12 protein-coding genes and 1 pseudogene are annotated in these 14,085 nt (G+C 60.2%); 6 read left to right on the top strand and 7 right to left on the bottom strand.

Features of this window, described 5'->3' with window-relative positions; all coding sequences use genetic code 11:
- The first annotated feature begins 183 nt into the window (after nucleotides 1–183).
- Nucleotides 184–1,233 carry a DAPG hydrolase family protein gene (locus tag JL05_RS16285; RefSeq protein WP_033633006.1) on the top strand — a complete coding sequence of 350 codons (1,050 nt, stop codon included), beginning with the start codon at nucleotides 184–186 and terminating at the stop codon, nucleotides 1,231–1,233.
- 92 nt (nucleotides 1,234–1,325) lie between these two features.
- On the opposite strand, the gene JL05_RS16280 is transcribed toward JL05_RS16285, so the two are convergent.
- From JL05_RS16280 to JL05_RS16270, 3 genes are all read right to left on the bottom strand, one after another.
- A complete protein-coding gene (locus JL05_RS16280; protein ID WP_004938000.1) occupies nucleotides 1,326–2,072 on the bottom strand; it encodes an IclR family transcriptional regulator in 747 nt (248 codons plus the stop codon).
- Nucleotides 2,073–2,319: 247 nt separating this feature from the next.
- Complete coding sequence (locus tag JL05_RS16275; RefSeq protein WP_033633005.1) at nucleotides 2,320–3,000, bottom strand: class I SAM-dependent methyltransferase; 681 nt, start codon at nucleotides 2,998–3,000, stop codon at nucleotides 2,320–2,322.
- A gap of 76 nt (nucleotides 3,001–3,076) precedes the next feature.
- Complete coding sequence (locus JL05_RS16270) at nucleotides 3,077–4,216, bottom strand: agmatine deiminase family protein (RefSeq protein WP_033633004.1); 1,140 nt, start codon at nucleotides 4,214–4,216, stop codon at nucleotides 3,077–3,079.
- 143 nt (nucleotides 4,217–4,359) lie between these two features.
- Between JL05_RS16270 and JL05_RS16265 the strand changes: the two genes are divergently transcribed.
- The 4 genes and pseudogenes from JL05_RS16265 to JL05_RS25765 form a co-directional block, all read left to right on the top strand.
- Complete coding sequence (locus JL05_RS16265; protein WP_033633003.1) at nucleotides 4,360–5,223, top strand: LysR substrate-binding domain-containing protein; 864 nt, start codon at nucleotides 4,360–4,362, stop codon at nucleotides 5,221–5,223.
- 161 nt (nucleotides 5,224–5,384) lie between these two features.
- Nucleotides 5,385–7,058: a gamma-glutamyltransferase gene (gene ggt, locus JL05_RS16260; protein ID WP_033633002.1), complete on the top strand. Its 1,674-nt coding sequence runs from the start codon at nucleotides 5,385–5,387 to the stop codon at nucleotides 7,056–7,058.
- Nucleotides 7,059–7,292: 234 nt separating this feature from the next.
- Nucleotides 7,293–8,042 carry a hypothetical protein gene (locus JL05_RS16255; RefSeq protein ID WP_050501251.1) on the top strand — a complete coding sequence of 250 codons (750 nt, stop codon included), beginning with the start codon at nucleotides 7,293–7,295 and terminating at the stop codon, nucleotides 8,040–8,042.
- A gap of 7 nt (nucleotides 8,043–8,049) precedes the next feature.
- A pseudogene (locus JL05_RS25765) lies at nucleotides 8,050–8,184 on the top strand (hypothetical protein); the annotation flags it as partial.
- 67 nt (nucleotides 8,185–8,251) lie between these two features.
- Here the strand turns inward: JL05_RS25765 and JL05_RS16250 are convergent.
- Nucleotides 8,252–10,177, bottom strand: a complete 1,926-nt coding sequence (locus JL05_RS16250) for a DUF3857 domain-containing protein (protein ID WP_033633001.1) — start codon at nucleotides 10,175–10,177, stop codon at nucleotides 8,252–8,254.
- A 122-nt stretch (nucleotides 10,178–10,299) separates the two neighbouring features.
- Nucleotides 10,300–10,869: a helix-turn-helix domain-containing protein gene (locus tag JL05_RS16245; RefSeq protein ID WP_031299653.1), complete on the bottom strand. Its 570-nt coding sequence runs from the start codon at nucleotides 10,867–10,869 to the stop codon at nucleotides 10,300–10,302.
- A gap of 129 nt (nucleotides 10,870–10,998) precedes the next feature.
- Between JL05_RS16245 and JL05_RS16240 the strand changes: the two genes are divergently transcribed.
- Nucleotides 10,999–11,895: a DMT family transporter gene (locus JL05_RS16240; protein ID WP_033633000.1), complete on the top strand. Its 897-nt coding sequence runs from the start codon at nucleotides 10,999–11,001 to the stop codon at nucleotides 11,893–11,895.
- A gap of 209 nt (nucleotides 11,896–12,104) precedes the next feature.
- Here JL05_RS16240 and JL05_RS16235 read toward each other — a convergent pair whose 3' ends face one another.
- Nucleotides 12,105–12,710 (bottom strand): nitroreductase family protein, encoded by a 606-nt coding sequence (locus JL05_RS16235; protein ID WP_033632999.1) that lies wholly within the window; start codon nucleotides 12,708–12,710, stop codon nucleotides 12,105–12,107.
- A gap of 69 nt (nucleotides 12,711–12,779) precedes the next feature.
- Nucleotides 12,780–14,078, bottom strand: coding sequence for a c-type cytochrome (locus JL05_RS16230; RefSeq protein ID WP_033632998.1), 1,299 nt, complete (start codon nucleotides 14,076–14,078; stop codon nucleotides 12,780–12,782).
- Nucleotides 14,079–14,085: the final 7 nt, after the last annotated feature.

Genomic DNA, 14,085 nt, shown 5'->3' with positions numbered 1-14,085 from the left:
GCAGGCGCTTTTTGGCAATCCATGCGCTTTGTCACTCAATGAGCGTTGACATCGCCCACATCCGGCAACAGAATAATAACCATTATTCGGATGAATGATCCATCATGCGGATAATTCAGAATCAATATCAACCACACCACATCTCGCTGCCGTCAAGTCGGCGACAACCTAAGTGAGGATCTCATGAGTAAAGAAATTTCACGTCGTAATATCATCAAGCGCATTCCGCTGTTGGCTGGCGGCGCCTTGCTTTCTCAATCCCTGCTGTCTTCCGCCATGGCGGCGCCATCATCCGCCCTACCGGCGGCGGCGCGGAAAGGCGCGTTTACTGATGCAGGCGCATCGCTCGATAAGTCATTGATTTCCTACTATCAGGTGCCGATGCAGAAACGCTTGAAGATCAATGAGAAAGGCATTCAGGGCAAGCCCTACGCCGAGTTCTTCGACAGCAATCTGGATGCGCCCGTAGAGATGATCCGCGCGCTGGAACAGGGGCCGTTGGTAAAAGAGCACATCCTTCAACCCACGAAAGCGGGCCTGAAAACCCTATTGGAACGTTTTGACGAGTTTCCGGTATCGGGTTACGCCGTCGTTGAGGATGGCGGCCCCTGCGCCTATGCGCAAAGCCGCCATATTTTTCCGGGCGTGACCACGGAGATGTTCAAGTGGTGGTTCTGCTGGCACCCGATCGAGAGCGAACGCTATTATCTGTGGTTCCCGCATGCTCATATCCACAACTCGGTTGTCGATCCCAAGCGTCTGGCGGATACCCGTCTGTCCTACGCTGAGCGGCTGTACGGCAACCCGAACCACATTACCGAGTACATTGGCGATAACTATCTTGACGGCGTTATCCATTTTAATGCGCCGGAAAGCTTCGGCGTCGAGAGCGAGTTGCTCAAAAAGCATCGCTTTACCTTTAACGCCAGCGGCATCATCACGCCTTATGATGCGCAATCAACGCCGCTGGTGTTGATGATTCATCTGGGTCGCGACACGCCGCAAGGGATGGAAATGGTCAACCGTTACTGGATCGGCACGCATGAATCCTGGGATAGATTCGATAAGTTCCCGGACGGCGGAAAACGCTCCCGCGAATACATCACAAAAGCGGGGATGACGAAAGCGTCGCTGGAAGGCTTTGCTTATGAAATGGCCGTCCACGATATGACGGAGTTTTCTTCGCTCGGCCGTTTCCTGCCTGAAATTTATGCCCGGTTCGGCAACAGCTGACTGCCGCCTTCCCCTCGCCAACGCAGCGCCGGGGGCGAGGCATGCTTGCCCATGCGGCGTTTAGCGCCTGCCGGGCCAAACGCCCCGGCTTGTTATGCCAGCATCGCCTCGATTTCCGCTTTGCACTGCATCAGCGAACCGAGCAGATGGTCAAACTTTTCCTCGAAGCGCATGGCCGGAACCGCAATGGATATGGCGTAAAGCTCGTTGACGCCGATATTGAGATAAACGCCGACGCCACAGACGCCGCGAGCGTGCTCTTCGCGATCGATGGCGTAACGACGGATCCTGGTTTCCCGAATGTCCTCCAGTACGGATGAGACGGTTCTGAGGGTATTATCCGTTCTGACATCCGGCTGGCCGCCAAGCAGATCCGCAATCTTTTCGTCAGGCAGCTCGGCCAGAATGGCTTTGCCATGCGCCGTGCAGTGACACGGAAAGGCGGTGCCAACGGCTGATACGACGCGAAGTTCCTGATCGGAAACAAACTGGCCTACCGATACCGCGTGGCTGCCGCGGTAAACGCACAAATCGACGGTTTCACGCGTGCGGCGGCCCAGCGTTTCCATCGCCGGTTTTGCAAGGGTGATCACATCCGTATGCGCGGAAGCCGCCAGGCGGGCGAGCGCCGGCCCTAATTGAACGCCGCCGCTGCCCATGATGAGCAGCTGTTGCGATTCAAGCGAGGTGACCAAACGGTGTACGGTGGTGCGCGGCAGCCCCGTTTCCCGGGACAATTGAGAGATGGTCATGCCCTTCGGTTGAGTTTCCAGCGCCCGCAGCAGGGTGGCGGCCCGGGCAATCACCTGTGAGCCGCTATTATCCGCGTCATTACTCATCGTGATGTTCCACATTAAATGGGGTCAGGGACGAAAGAATATCACAGGTTGTCCACATATTGGATAGGTGGACAAGATCCATGGAAAATCCCCCGCCTACCTGCCTCATCACAAATACCAGGATTTTTTAGAGCAACACAGTGAGATAAAAGCAATAGCTCCCCCCATGATATTCAGGATGGCAGTCTGCCCATGTTTCATCATCGCGCAGGCGCCTACGCCAACAGCCTCGCGTACCTACGGCTTTTTACGGCTTCGCCAATCTGAACACCGTTTTGGTGTGCCAATAGTAGTCGATCGCCGCCGCGATATTCGGCATCCAACCGTCCGGTTCATAGGGCACGAAGCCGGAGAAACCCAGCCTGCGGGCAGAGACCTGGAACCCCGCGCCGGAGAAAATGCGCGCATAGTCGTCCAGCGAGCGATCCTGCACCACGGTATGCGTCTGTTCAGCGACCCTTGCGCGCCATTGCGGCCACAGCGGGTTGTCGGTGTGGCAACCGGTCACCGCATAGTAAACGCCGCCTGGTTTCAGCGCCCGCAGCATATCGGCGGCATGCTGCGCGATATCTTCGATCAGGTAGATGACTTCATGGCTGAAGGCGATATCGAAATGGTCATCCCAGCCTGTCAGCCGCGTGTCGGTTTGATAACCGATCGGCAGGTTTCCTTTCAGGCGATTGGCGTGTTCGACGGACTGGCGGGCGATATCGACGCCGAGCCCTTCACGAAATGGCCGGATTTGGTGCAACAGACGCAGAAAACCGCCCTGATTGCAGCCGAAGTCCAGCACCCTGACGCCGGACAGTTCGTGTTCCGGCACCAGAGTTAGCAGATGCCGCCAGATAGGCGCATGGCCTTCGGCCATGGCCTGCTCTGCGTGCGGATCGCGATACCAGGTGGGAATGCTCAAGGATAAGTCGTTCATGATGGCCTCCTTATGTTTCCACTCAGCCAACCACAGCCTATGGCGACAAACAACCGTGCGCGCATTTTTTGAACATTCACTGCTCTGGTTTGCCATGCACCGGCAGCTGGCTGGTCACGCAGTGAATGCCGCCGCCGCCGGCCGCGATGGCGTCGATCTCCAACTGCACCACCTTGCGCTGCGGATAGAGCGCCGTCAGCAGCTCAAACGCCGCTTTATCCGCCTGCGGATCGCCAAACTCAGGGGCGATCACCGCGCCGTTGATCACGAAATAGTTGATGTAGCCCGCCGCAAAATCGGGATTGTGGCGGCTGAAACGACTGTCGCGCGGCGCCAGCGGCGGCGAAAGCGTATGCACCTGCAGCTTGCGGCCGTCGGCGTCGGTCGCTGCCTTGAGGATCGCCAGATGCGCCTGGGTAACCGCATGATCATAAGAGGCCGGATCGGTGTCCAGGTTGGCCACCACCACGCCCGGCCGCACGAAACGGGCATAAAAATCGACGTGCGCATCGGTGATGTCCCGGCCTTTAATGCCCGGCAGCCAGATAATTTTGCGCAGGCCGAGCATCGCCTTCAGCTCCTGCTCCACCCGATCGCGGTTCCAGCCTGGATTACGGTTTGCATTCACCCAACTGCTCTCGGTCATGATGCCGGTGCCGCGCCCATCCACCTCAATGCCGCCGCCTTCCCCCACCAGCGCGCTGCGGCGCGGCTGAGCGACGCCGTATTTTTTGGCGGCGAACGCCGCCAGACGCGCATCCCTGGCATGCCGCTGCTTATCGCCCCAGCCGTTGAAGTTGAAATCCACCGCGCCCAGCGCACCGGCGTCGTTGATGACGAAATTGGCGCCAATGTCACGCATCCAGATGTCATCCAGCTCGGTGACGACATAGCTGACGTTCTGACTGCCGCAGGTGGCCTCCGCCAGCTGCCGTTCGTGCGCGCGGCAAAATACCGTCAGCGGCTGAAACTCGGCGATGGCGCGGGCGATGCGCCCCTGCGCTGCCTGCACGTCCGCCGTGAACCCGCCCCAGATGGCCTTCTGGGCGCCGAAGGCGAGAAACGCCCGCAGCTGAGGTTCCCCTTCGTCGGGCATCCGCCAGGCCGGATTAAGCGCAGCTTCTGCGTGACCGCGTAATGGAAAGCCCAACGATGCCGTCAAGCCGACGCCGGCCACCGCCGAAAGCTGCTTGATGAAGGTGCGACGCGATGACATAAACGACCTCTTTTAATTAATTTAAATTCAAATGGTTAACCGAATTTTTCACTCTCCGGCACTTGAATCCCATGCTAGTCTTCCCCTGCCACCGCGACAAACGATATATTTAGTGGATATCTGATTAGACAGGCTTATCGATAATGTTAAAACACTGGCCCCCTTTGAGCGCACTGCGCGGTTTCGAAGCGGCGGCGCGCTTGGGCAGTTTTCATCAGGCCGCCGAAGAATTGCACCTGACCCAGTCGGCCATCAGCCAACAGATCCGCAGCCTCGAGGCGTTTTTGGAACAGCCGCTGTTCTTCCGCACCGGCCGCAGCGTAACGCTGACCGACGCCGGCCACGATCTGTTCAGCACCGCACAGGTGATGCTGCAACAGTTGGCCGTCGGCATTCGCCGTTTGGATCAGTACCGCAAACCCAACCAGCTGATCGTCAATACCACCCCGGCCTTTGCCCGCCACTGGCTCGCGCCGCGGCTGGGCGATTTCAACCAGCGACATCCGCAGATCGATCTGTGGCTGTTCACCAGCTTTGAACCGCCGGATATGGCGACGGACAGCATCGATCTGGCGATCCGCGACGATCTCAGCGCGCAGGCGGACTGCACCTTTAACGTTCTCTGTACCGACCGGCTCTATCCCGCCTGCCACCCCAGCCTGCTGGCGTTGGCGCCGGAGCAGCGCGTGACCTTGCACGGCGAACGCGAGATGGACTGGAGCCACTGGACGGCGGCGGGCGGCGCGCACGTCGGCCAACGCGACAGCGGGCTGAACTTCTCCGATCCTGGTCTGCTGCTGGACGCCGCCTGCAACGGCCTCGGCATCGCGTTGGTCAGCCAACTGCTGGCGCAACACGCGCGCGACGTCGGGCTGCTGCAGCCGTTAACCGAGCAACGCGTGCGCGGCGCCAACTGGGCGTGGCTGCTGCACCGCGACAGCGAACACAATCCGCTCGCCCGTCACTTCTGCCAATGGCTGCAGTCGGCGCTGCCCGCCGGCGCATAACGCGTCACGTCACGATTTGCTACTCTGGTCAGGCGGCCCCGCCTGACCGCTGCTACCTTCAATAAAGCGTCGCAACAACCCGAAGAAAACGCGCTAACCTGCTGTTTCAAAATAATTAGTTGAATTCACCTGATAACTGAACATCGCTAAAAGGATCTTCTATGTCTGCCGGTTTATTGAAAACGATAGCTCTGAGCGTGGCCCTTGCCTGCACCGTTCCCGCCGCCTTTGCCGCCGATCTGACCGCCGGCGCGGTCGCCGCCCCGGATCAGTATGGCGCCAAGGTCGCCGCGCACATTCTGCAGGCCGGCGGCAACGCGGTCGACGCGGCGGTCGCCACCGCCTTTACCCTCGCGGTGACCTACCCTGAAGCCGGCAATATCGGCGGCGGCGGCTTTATGACGCTGTATGTCGACGGCAAGCCCTATTTTCTCGACTACCGCGAAGTAGCGCCCAAGGCCGCCAGCAAGACCATGTATCTGAACGAGAAAGGCGAAGTGATCGAAAATCTCAGCCTGGTGGGCAGCCGCGCCGCCGGCGTGCCGGGCACCGTGCTGGGGTTGTGGGAAGCCCACAAGCGATTCGGCAAGCTGCCGTGGGCCGAACTGCTGACGCCGGCGATCGGCTACGCCCGGCAAGGTTTCACCGTAGCGGATCAGCAGTATCAGTACCGTGAAGACGCCAACAAGCTGTTCGCCGGTAAAACCAACTTCGGCGACTATTTCGGCGCCATGAAGCCCGGCACGGTGTTCAAACAGCCGGAGCTGGCCGCCACCCTTGAGCGCATCGCCAAATCGGGCGCCGACGATTTTTATCACGGCGAGACCGCCCGCCTGCTGGTGGCGCAAATGCAGCGCGACAACGGGCTGATCGGCGCGGCGGATTTGGCCGACTATCGGGTGAAATGGCGTGAACCGATGCGCATCAGCTGGCGCGGCAACACCGTGTATACCGCCCCGCTGCCCAGCTCCGGCGGCATTGCGTTGGCGCAGCTGCTGGGGATAAAAGAAGATCGCGCGGCCGACTTCAAGGGCGTGCCGCTCAACTCGGCGCGCTATATCCACCTGTTGGCGGAAATCGAAAAACGCGTGTTCGCCGATCGCGCCGACTACCTCGGCGACCCGGATTTCACTAACGTGCCGGAAGCGCAGCTGATCGCCCCTGATTACCTGCAAAAACGCGCCGCCGAGATCAACCCGACGGCGATCTCGCCGACCGAACGGGTGCGGCCGGGGCTGGAAAGCCACCAAACCACCCACTTTTCGATCGTCGATGCCGCCGGCAACGCGGTCAGCAATACCTATACGCTGAACTGGGACTTCGGCAGCGGCGTGGTGGTCAAGGACGCCGGCTTCCTGCTTAACGACGAGATGGACGACTTCAGCGCCAAACCCGGCGTCGCCAATGCTTTCGGCGTGGTGGGCAGCGACGCCAACGCCATCGAGCCAGGCAAACGCATGCTCTCCTCGATGAGCCCGACCATCATCACCCGCGACGGCGACGTCACCCTGGTGATCGGCACCCCAGGCGGTTCGCGCATCTTCACCTCGATCTTCCAGGTGATCAACAACCTCTACGATTACCACCTGCCGCTTGCGCAGGCGGTGGCCGCCCAGCGCGTACATCATCAGCTGTTGCCGAAGGACACCGTCTACTATGACAGCTTTGCGCCGCTGACCGGCAAACCGGCGGACGAGCTGAAGGCCATGGGCTACACCCTCGAAGACCAGGGCTGGAACATGGGGGATATTCAGGTCATCCGCATCGATGGCCGCACGCCGGAAACCGCGTCCGATCCGCGCGGCCGCGGCGTGGGCCTGGTGGTGAAAAAGTAACGCCCCGGCGGCCCGCCTATTCCATGTGTATCTAATGAGCATGGAATAGGTCATCTATCTATGATGCTATACAATAAAAATCTCATCAGAGATATTATGACGATAATTTTGACGACAGTTTATGGAAAAACAACGACGTTTATCCTCAAGAAATGCCTAAAAAACATATAATAATGGCAAAATTCTGGGCACTTCACCTCTTTGCTCTATGTCATGATAACTAAGGACAGATTAATGAAATTATTAATGCCATGCATGGCATGTTTCCAAGAGCTTGGCCATCCTACAAATGAATTAACTACGTTTGAATTTCGCGATGACGGGCGATACGAAACATGTTGTACACGTGGACATAAGTCGGTAACCGTATTGCAACAGCAGAAATTCGAAATCCTTTTTGATATCGGTGCAAACGCAATTTTGGATGGCTATTACCGAGAAGCTGTATCGTCGTTTACGTCAAGCTTGGAGCGCTTTTATGAGTTTTGTATAAAAGTTCTCTGTAAAAAGAGAAACATTGAAAACGATGTTTTCTCAATTGTATGGAAACAGGTTTCTAACCAATCCGAACGGCAACTCGGTGCTTTTCTGTTTCTTTGGGCGAGCGAGTTTGGTGAGTTGCCGCAACTCTTATCCAGTAAGGATACAGGTTTTAGGAATAGCGTTATTCATAAAGGAAAAATCCCCACAAAGGAAGAGGCGCTTGAATATGGCGGGACCGTACTGGCTATCATCCGTCCAAAGATCGCTCAACTTAAATTACAGTGTGAGGAAGAAATAGAAAGAGTCACATTTGAATATATCCAGAGCTGCTCAAAGTTAGTGGAAGGACAAGTGCAAGGAGGAACAATGTGCGCAAATACCATTGTTAGCCTCACAGCAGGCGAAGAAAAACACAATACTCAGACGTTGGAAGATGCTTTGGCTGGAATTTTGGTATGGCGACAAATGGTGGCATCAACTAAAGGCATAACAAAAATGTAAGCGCCGCGCCTACTACCCGGAAGCCAACGTGCTGGTGCCGTTGCATTACATCGATGAGGAGAGCGGTACGCTTTCGTACAAATCGGTGCCAATCCGCGTGAAATTGAGATCCAAAGAGGTGCGCGCGATTAAGATCGCTTAGTAGGAATGCTTTGGCCCCCACAGGCATCTGATTGGGGGCCATTTTTATCCGACTACGGAGCGGCGTCCTATTTGCCGTTGGCCAATTCACCGTACACCACCTGGCCGCGGAAACCGCGCCGCACCTGCTGGAACAGCTCGCGGAACGCCGGGTAATCCTGCGCCTGGCACAGCGCTTCCTTGCCGCGAATGGCGTTCACCTGCAGGCGGTGATTGACGGTCACCTGCTGCCCATCGCGCCGCCACGCCACGCGATAGTCGCCCGCCGCATTGCGGAACTGCCTGTCTTGCGGAATGGCGATGATCGGCACGTTGGCCGGCAGCTGCAGGCGGTAGGTTTCGTCGTAGCGCTGCGCGCTGCAGTAGAACGGGGTTTCGTTGCCCGGCGCCGCCGTGGTGGTATACAGCGTGCGGAACGATTTGCCGCCGGGCGGGTTGGGCAAGGTCATGCCGCCCACCACGCCGAAATCGACGTAGTCGTCCGCCTTGAAGCGGAAGCGGTAACCGAACTGCTTTTTGAGATCCAGCGGATCGCTGTTCATCGCCACCTCGCCGCTGCCGTCGATGCCGGATGCGGACATGATCGTCGCTTCGGCCTGCGCCCGGTTCTGGCGGTTGATCTGCGAGAAGTAGCCCCGCAGGTCAATCTCTTCCACTTCGCTCAGCCGGCGCTCGGTTTCCCCCTGCAGGTTGCCCGCCTTGTCGAACACGAAATCGACGTTCAACGCGCTCTTGGCCGGTTGCTCATCGCTGCCCGGGGTGCGCGCCAGCCTGGCGTCGCGCGTCAGCAGCACAGGCGCGCCCAAATCGCCCTCCGGCAGTTGCCCGAAACGCGCCCAAGGATTGGTGGAATCCAGGTACAAGTTGAACTCCGGCACGTAGGTGATGGCGTGATTAAAGCGGCCGAGCAGCGGCACGTTAGGCAGTATCGGGCCTTCATCCATGCCGATCAGCACCGGCGAGCTTTCAATGCCTTTGGCGGCGAGCAGCGCCTCCAGGATCACCACGTGATCCTTACAGTCGCCGTAATGGTTATCGAGAATGCTCTGCGCCGAATTCGGCTCCAGCCCGCCGTTGCCCAGGTACACCGCCACGTAGCGAATGTTTTGCGCCACCCAGCGATAGAGGGCCTCCGCCTGCTCGCGCCGATCGCTGATGCCAGCGGTAATGTTGTCCGCCAGCGCCTGAATGCCCGGCGTCACCTTCGCCGCCGCGCCGGCCTTCAGCTGGTAGGCCTTGGCCAACTGCGGCCACTCGCGGTAGGTGCTGGCCATGATGGTCGGGCTGAAGGTCCAGCTGTCCGCCGCCCAGTTTTGCGCCTTCATCGGCGCGCTGCGCGAATAATGCCAGCGCCAGTGCGCCTGCCCGTCGCGGATCTGCGGCTGGTCCCCGCCTTCCACGCCGCGCGTGAAGATATGCATCGGCAGCTTGGCCGGCGCCTGCAGGGTCACTTCGGCGTCGTCGAACTGATCGAAAACGCTGAACGTCTCCCACAGGCCGAAATAGTCAGGGAAATACGGGGTGTTTTGCGTGCGACGCAGCTCATACACCACGCGCGATCCCGGCGCCAGATTGGAGAACACGATGACGCGCACCTTGCGATCGGCATACAGCGGCGCCGTGGCGCTGGAGTAGCTCTCCTGGGTATAGATGCGGTCGGGCGCCACGTCGTGGCGCTGGCCGTCGGCGGTCAGCGTATAGGCGGCAACCACCTCCAGCGTTTCCATTTTTTCGCTGTAGCTCAGGCGGATCTGGCTGAATTTCTCGATCGCCGCCTTGGTCTTCAGCAGCACTTCGTAGCTTTCCGTCTTCACGTTGGTGGCGTTGGCGTTAACGCGATAATCCGCGCGATAGCGCACGAAGCTGAAATCGTTGTTGGCCGTGTCGTTCTGGCCCTGATCCGCCGCGGCGGGCGGTGCAGCGGCCAACACGGTGGCCGGGTGCGTCGCCGTCAAACCGGCGAGTAACAGTATGGAAGGAATAGCGATTTTCATCTTCGGTCCTTGAAGGGCGTTAAGCAGCGACACCGGGCCATACGTCCGTCCCGGCGTCAAAACAGGCGGGCACACTAATATAATTGAGAATCATTTTCAATAAACGAACCGTCAACGCCGTGCTAGCCCTGCTCGATCAACATGACGGCGGTGGTCTCCGGCTCCAGCGCTTCGAAAATATGCTCTCGATCGGCCGAGTAGCTGATGTAATCGCCGGCGCTCAGCTCCAGCGGTTGATCCGCCGGGCCAAGGCGCGCCCGTCCACTGCTGATGATCACATGCTCGACGGTGCCGGGGGGATGCGGCCGCGAGCATTTCGTTTCACCGGGTTGCACCCGCAGCCGGTAAATGTCGCGTTGCGCCCCCGGTGGGCAGGTCGCCAACAGCGTGGCGGCGTAGTTGCCCTGCTCCGACAGCGCCGGCGTTCCCTCATGGGCGCGGATCACTTGCACCGGCCTGCTCGGCTGCGAAATCAGCCGGCTGACCGGCACGTCCAGCGCCATCGCCAGCGCCCACAGCGTTTCCAGGCTGGGGTTGCCGCTGCCGGCTTCGAGCTGCGACAGCGTGGACTTGGCGATACCCGCGCGCTTCGCCAGTTCGGTAACGGACAGGTTCAATCGCTCCCGCTCACGGCGGATTGCCGCCGACAAGAGGCCAATCGGCGTGATGTTCTGCATTAGGCTCTCGCTCATTGTTCGTTATACCATTCAATTGTTCGTCTTGACGAACAGCGCCAACCGTGTTCATCATAATGTTCGATTGTTCATTTTAATGATTAAGCGACTTCACCACAAGCACGGTCAGGCCGCGAGGGAAACGACATGAAAACGAAAACGCGCGGCGCAGTGCAAATGATCCTCGCCATGACGATCTCCGGCACCGTCGGTTGGCCGGTGATCGTGTTAGGGCAGCCGCCCGCCACGGTGGTGTTTTGGCGCTGCGCGTTCGGCGCGCTGGCGATGCTGGCCACCTGCGCCGCGCTTGGGCAACTGAAATCAGGCGCCATCAACCGGCGGCAGCTGGCGTTCGCCGTCCTGGGGGGCCTCGCGCTGGTGCTCAACTGGACGCTATTGTTTGCCGCCTATGCGCATGCCTCGATCGCTGTCGCCACCGTGACCTACCATGTTCAACCGTTTATGTTGGTGGCACTGGGAACGCTGCTGTTCGGTGAAAAACTGACGGCTAATCGGCTGGGCTGGCTTCTGCTGGCGTTCGCGGGGATGGTGTTGATCGTCACCGGCCGGCAGAGCGGTGGCGGCGATGGCGACTATCTGCTGGGCGTGGCGCTGGCGCTGGGGGCGGCCCTGATGTACGCCCTGGCGGCGGCGATCGTCAAACAGCTGGCCGCGCTGCCGCCGCAGCTGATCGTGTTGATTCAGTTGACCGTCGGCGCGCTGGCGCTGGCGCCGTTCGCCGGTCTGACCCACCTTCCTGCCGATTCGTTCGACTGGCTGCTGTTGGCGACCCTCGGCCTGGTGCATACCGGGTTGATGTCCACGTTGCTCTATGGCGCGATCCAGAAAATCCCCACCGCTCTGGTCGGCGCGCTGTCGTTTATCTACCCGGCAGTGGCGATCGTGGTGGACTGGGCGGCGTTCGGGCACCGTCTCAGCCTGTTGCAGCTGCTGGGCACGCTGGCCATTCTCGGCGCGGCGGCGGGCATGAACTTCGGCTGGCGATGGCCGCCCGCCGCGCACCGGGCCGGTAAAATCGGTTAATCCCGCCCGACGGGCAAGCTATGCACAATAAAGCATTCGCCTTGTGTCCGGCGCGGTGCTATTTATTTAAACCGTGTAGGGTAGAAGGAGTGTTCTATGTGGCATCACCGCCTGCAACGGCGCATCCGTTTCAGCTACTGGAACGAACTGTGCGTCATAAAAAAATAAGGGAAGGCGCAAGCCTTCCCTTTTGTCATTCACCGTTCAGCTCAGAAGCGATCGGTTTTCACCACCTCGTCGAACGGCAGCTTGCCGATGCGCGGGTAAGGTTGCCCCGCCGCCTTGCCGATAGCGACCATCAGCGCGATCTGATAATGCGCCGGCTTATTGATAATCTCGCCCACCGCGTCGAAATCAAAACCGTCCATCGGGCAAGAGTCGTAGCCCTGCGCCTTGGCCGCCAGCATCAGCGTCTGGGCGAAGATGCCGCTGCTGCGCATCACTTCGTCGCGCTGCACCTGCGGCTTGCCGCGATAGTACTGATCGACGGCCGGGATCATGAACTGCTGTACCGGCTCCGCGGCCTCGGCCCAGACGTTTTTTACCTGTGACTCCCAGCTCGACAGATCGCCGCACAGCACGACCAGCATCGACGCGTCGGTCACCTGCGCCTGCCCCCACGCCGCCTCGCGAATTTTCTCGCGCTGCGCGCGATCTTCGATCAGCAGCGGGCGCCAGTGTTGCAGGTTAAACGCGCTGGGCGCGCCCTGCAGCGCGATAGTCAGCAACGCTTTTTTCTCTTCGAGCGTCATCACGTGCTGCGCATCGAACTGCTTGGTGGCGCGGCGCTGGCGGATTGCGTCTAACGTATTCATTTTACTGCCTCTGTCCATGTGAAAAGCTCTATTGTCGCCAACGCGGCGTGGCTGTCCAGCCCCCGGCGGCTATTTCTGCGCGGTTTCGGCGCGCAAGCGGCCGACCTGCGCCGCCAGGTCCGGCCACGGCGCCTGACCGGCGTAATGCTGCCGCAGGTAGTTGAGCAGGATGGCGATCTGCGCGTCATTCAGGTTATGGCGAAAGCCCGGCATATAGCCCAGCTCGGCGTTCGCCGGCCGCTGTATGCCGTCCAGCACCACGCGAATGGCGTTATCCGGCGCCTCGGCGAACAGGTTGGTATTCAGCGCCAGAGACGGGCGCACCCCCGCCATCTGCGCGCCTTTTTCCTGCGCATGGCACGCCATGCAGGCGCCGGAAAACAGCCGCGCCCCTTGCGAACTCAGGGGCTCGACCTGGCGCTCCGCCTGAGCGTTCAAAGTTGCCGCCGCGGCCTGCGCCGCCGCTTCCGGATGATAGCTGCGCAGATAGACGGCGATCGCCTGCAGGTCGGCCTGCGGCAAGCGCGACAGCCCTTCTTCGATCACCGGCGCCATCGGGCCGGCGGCGACGCCGTGGTTGGCCGAGTAGCCGGTGCGCATGAAATCGACCAGATCCTGCTGTGACCAGGCGAGCGGCGCGGGCGAGCGGCCGGTCAACGCCGGCGCCGTCCAGCCTTCCGCCACGCCGCCGGCCAGGTGCTCGCCGCCGGTTTTCTCGCCGAACAGCACGTTGCGCGGCGAGTGGCAGGCGCTGCAGTGCCCCAACCCTTCAACCAGGTACGCGCCGCGGTTCCAGTCGGCGCTTTGGGCTGACTGTTCCGGCAACGCGCCCGGCGTCAGGAACAGCAGGTTCCAGGCGAAGATGCCCTGGCGAATGTTGAACGGAAAGTGCAGATCGGTGGCCGGCGGCCGGTACTTGACCGGCGGTTGCGACATCAGATAGGCATACAGCGCCTGCAGATCGTCGTCGCGGGTGCGGGTAAAGGCGGTATAGGGAAACGCCGGATAGAGATAGCGGCCCTGGCGATCGACGCCGTGGCGCATGGCGCGTTCGAACGCCGCGTAGCTCCAGCTGCCGATGCCGGTTTCCACATCCGGCGTGATGTTGGTGGTGTAAATGGTGCCGAAGGGGACCTCCATCGCCAGCCCGCCGGTGTTGCGCTCGCCGCCCGCACGGGTGTGGCACACGGAGCAGTCGCCGAGATCGGCCAACGTTTTGCCGCGCGCGAGCTGCGCCTCGCTGAAACTGTGGGTCGCATCGGCGGCGAGCGGCGCAATCTCCGGCTGCCAACTGGCGACCACGCCGGCGGCCACCACGGCGATCACCGTGACGCCACCCCACCCGACGATTTTTTTCATCTTACTCATCTTTGCT

The organism is Serratia nematodiphila DZ0503SBS1, from assembly GCF_000738675.1.
GTDB lineage: Bacteria > Pseudomonadota > Gammaproteobacteria > Enterobacterales > Enterobacteriaceae > Serratia > Serratia nematodiphila.
The sequence above is the reverse complement of the archived record's forward strand: the minus strand, read 5'-3'. Positions and strand labels throughout refer to the sequence as shown.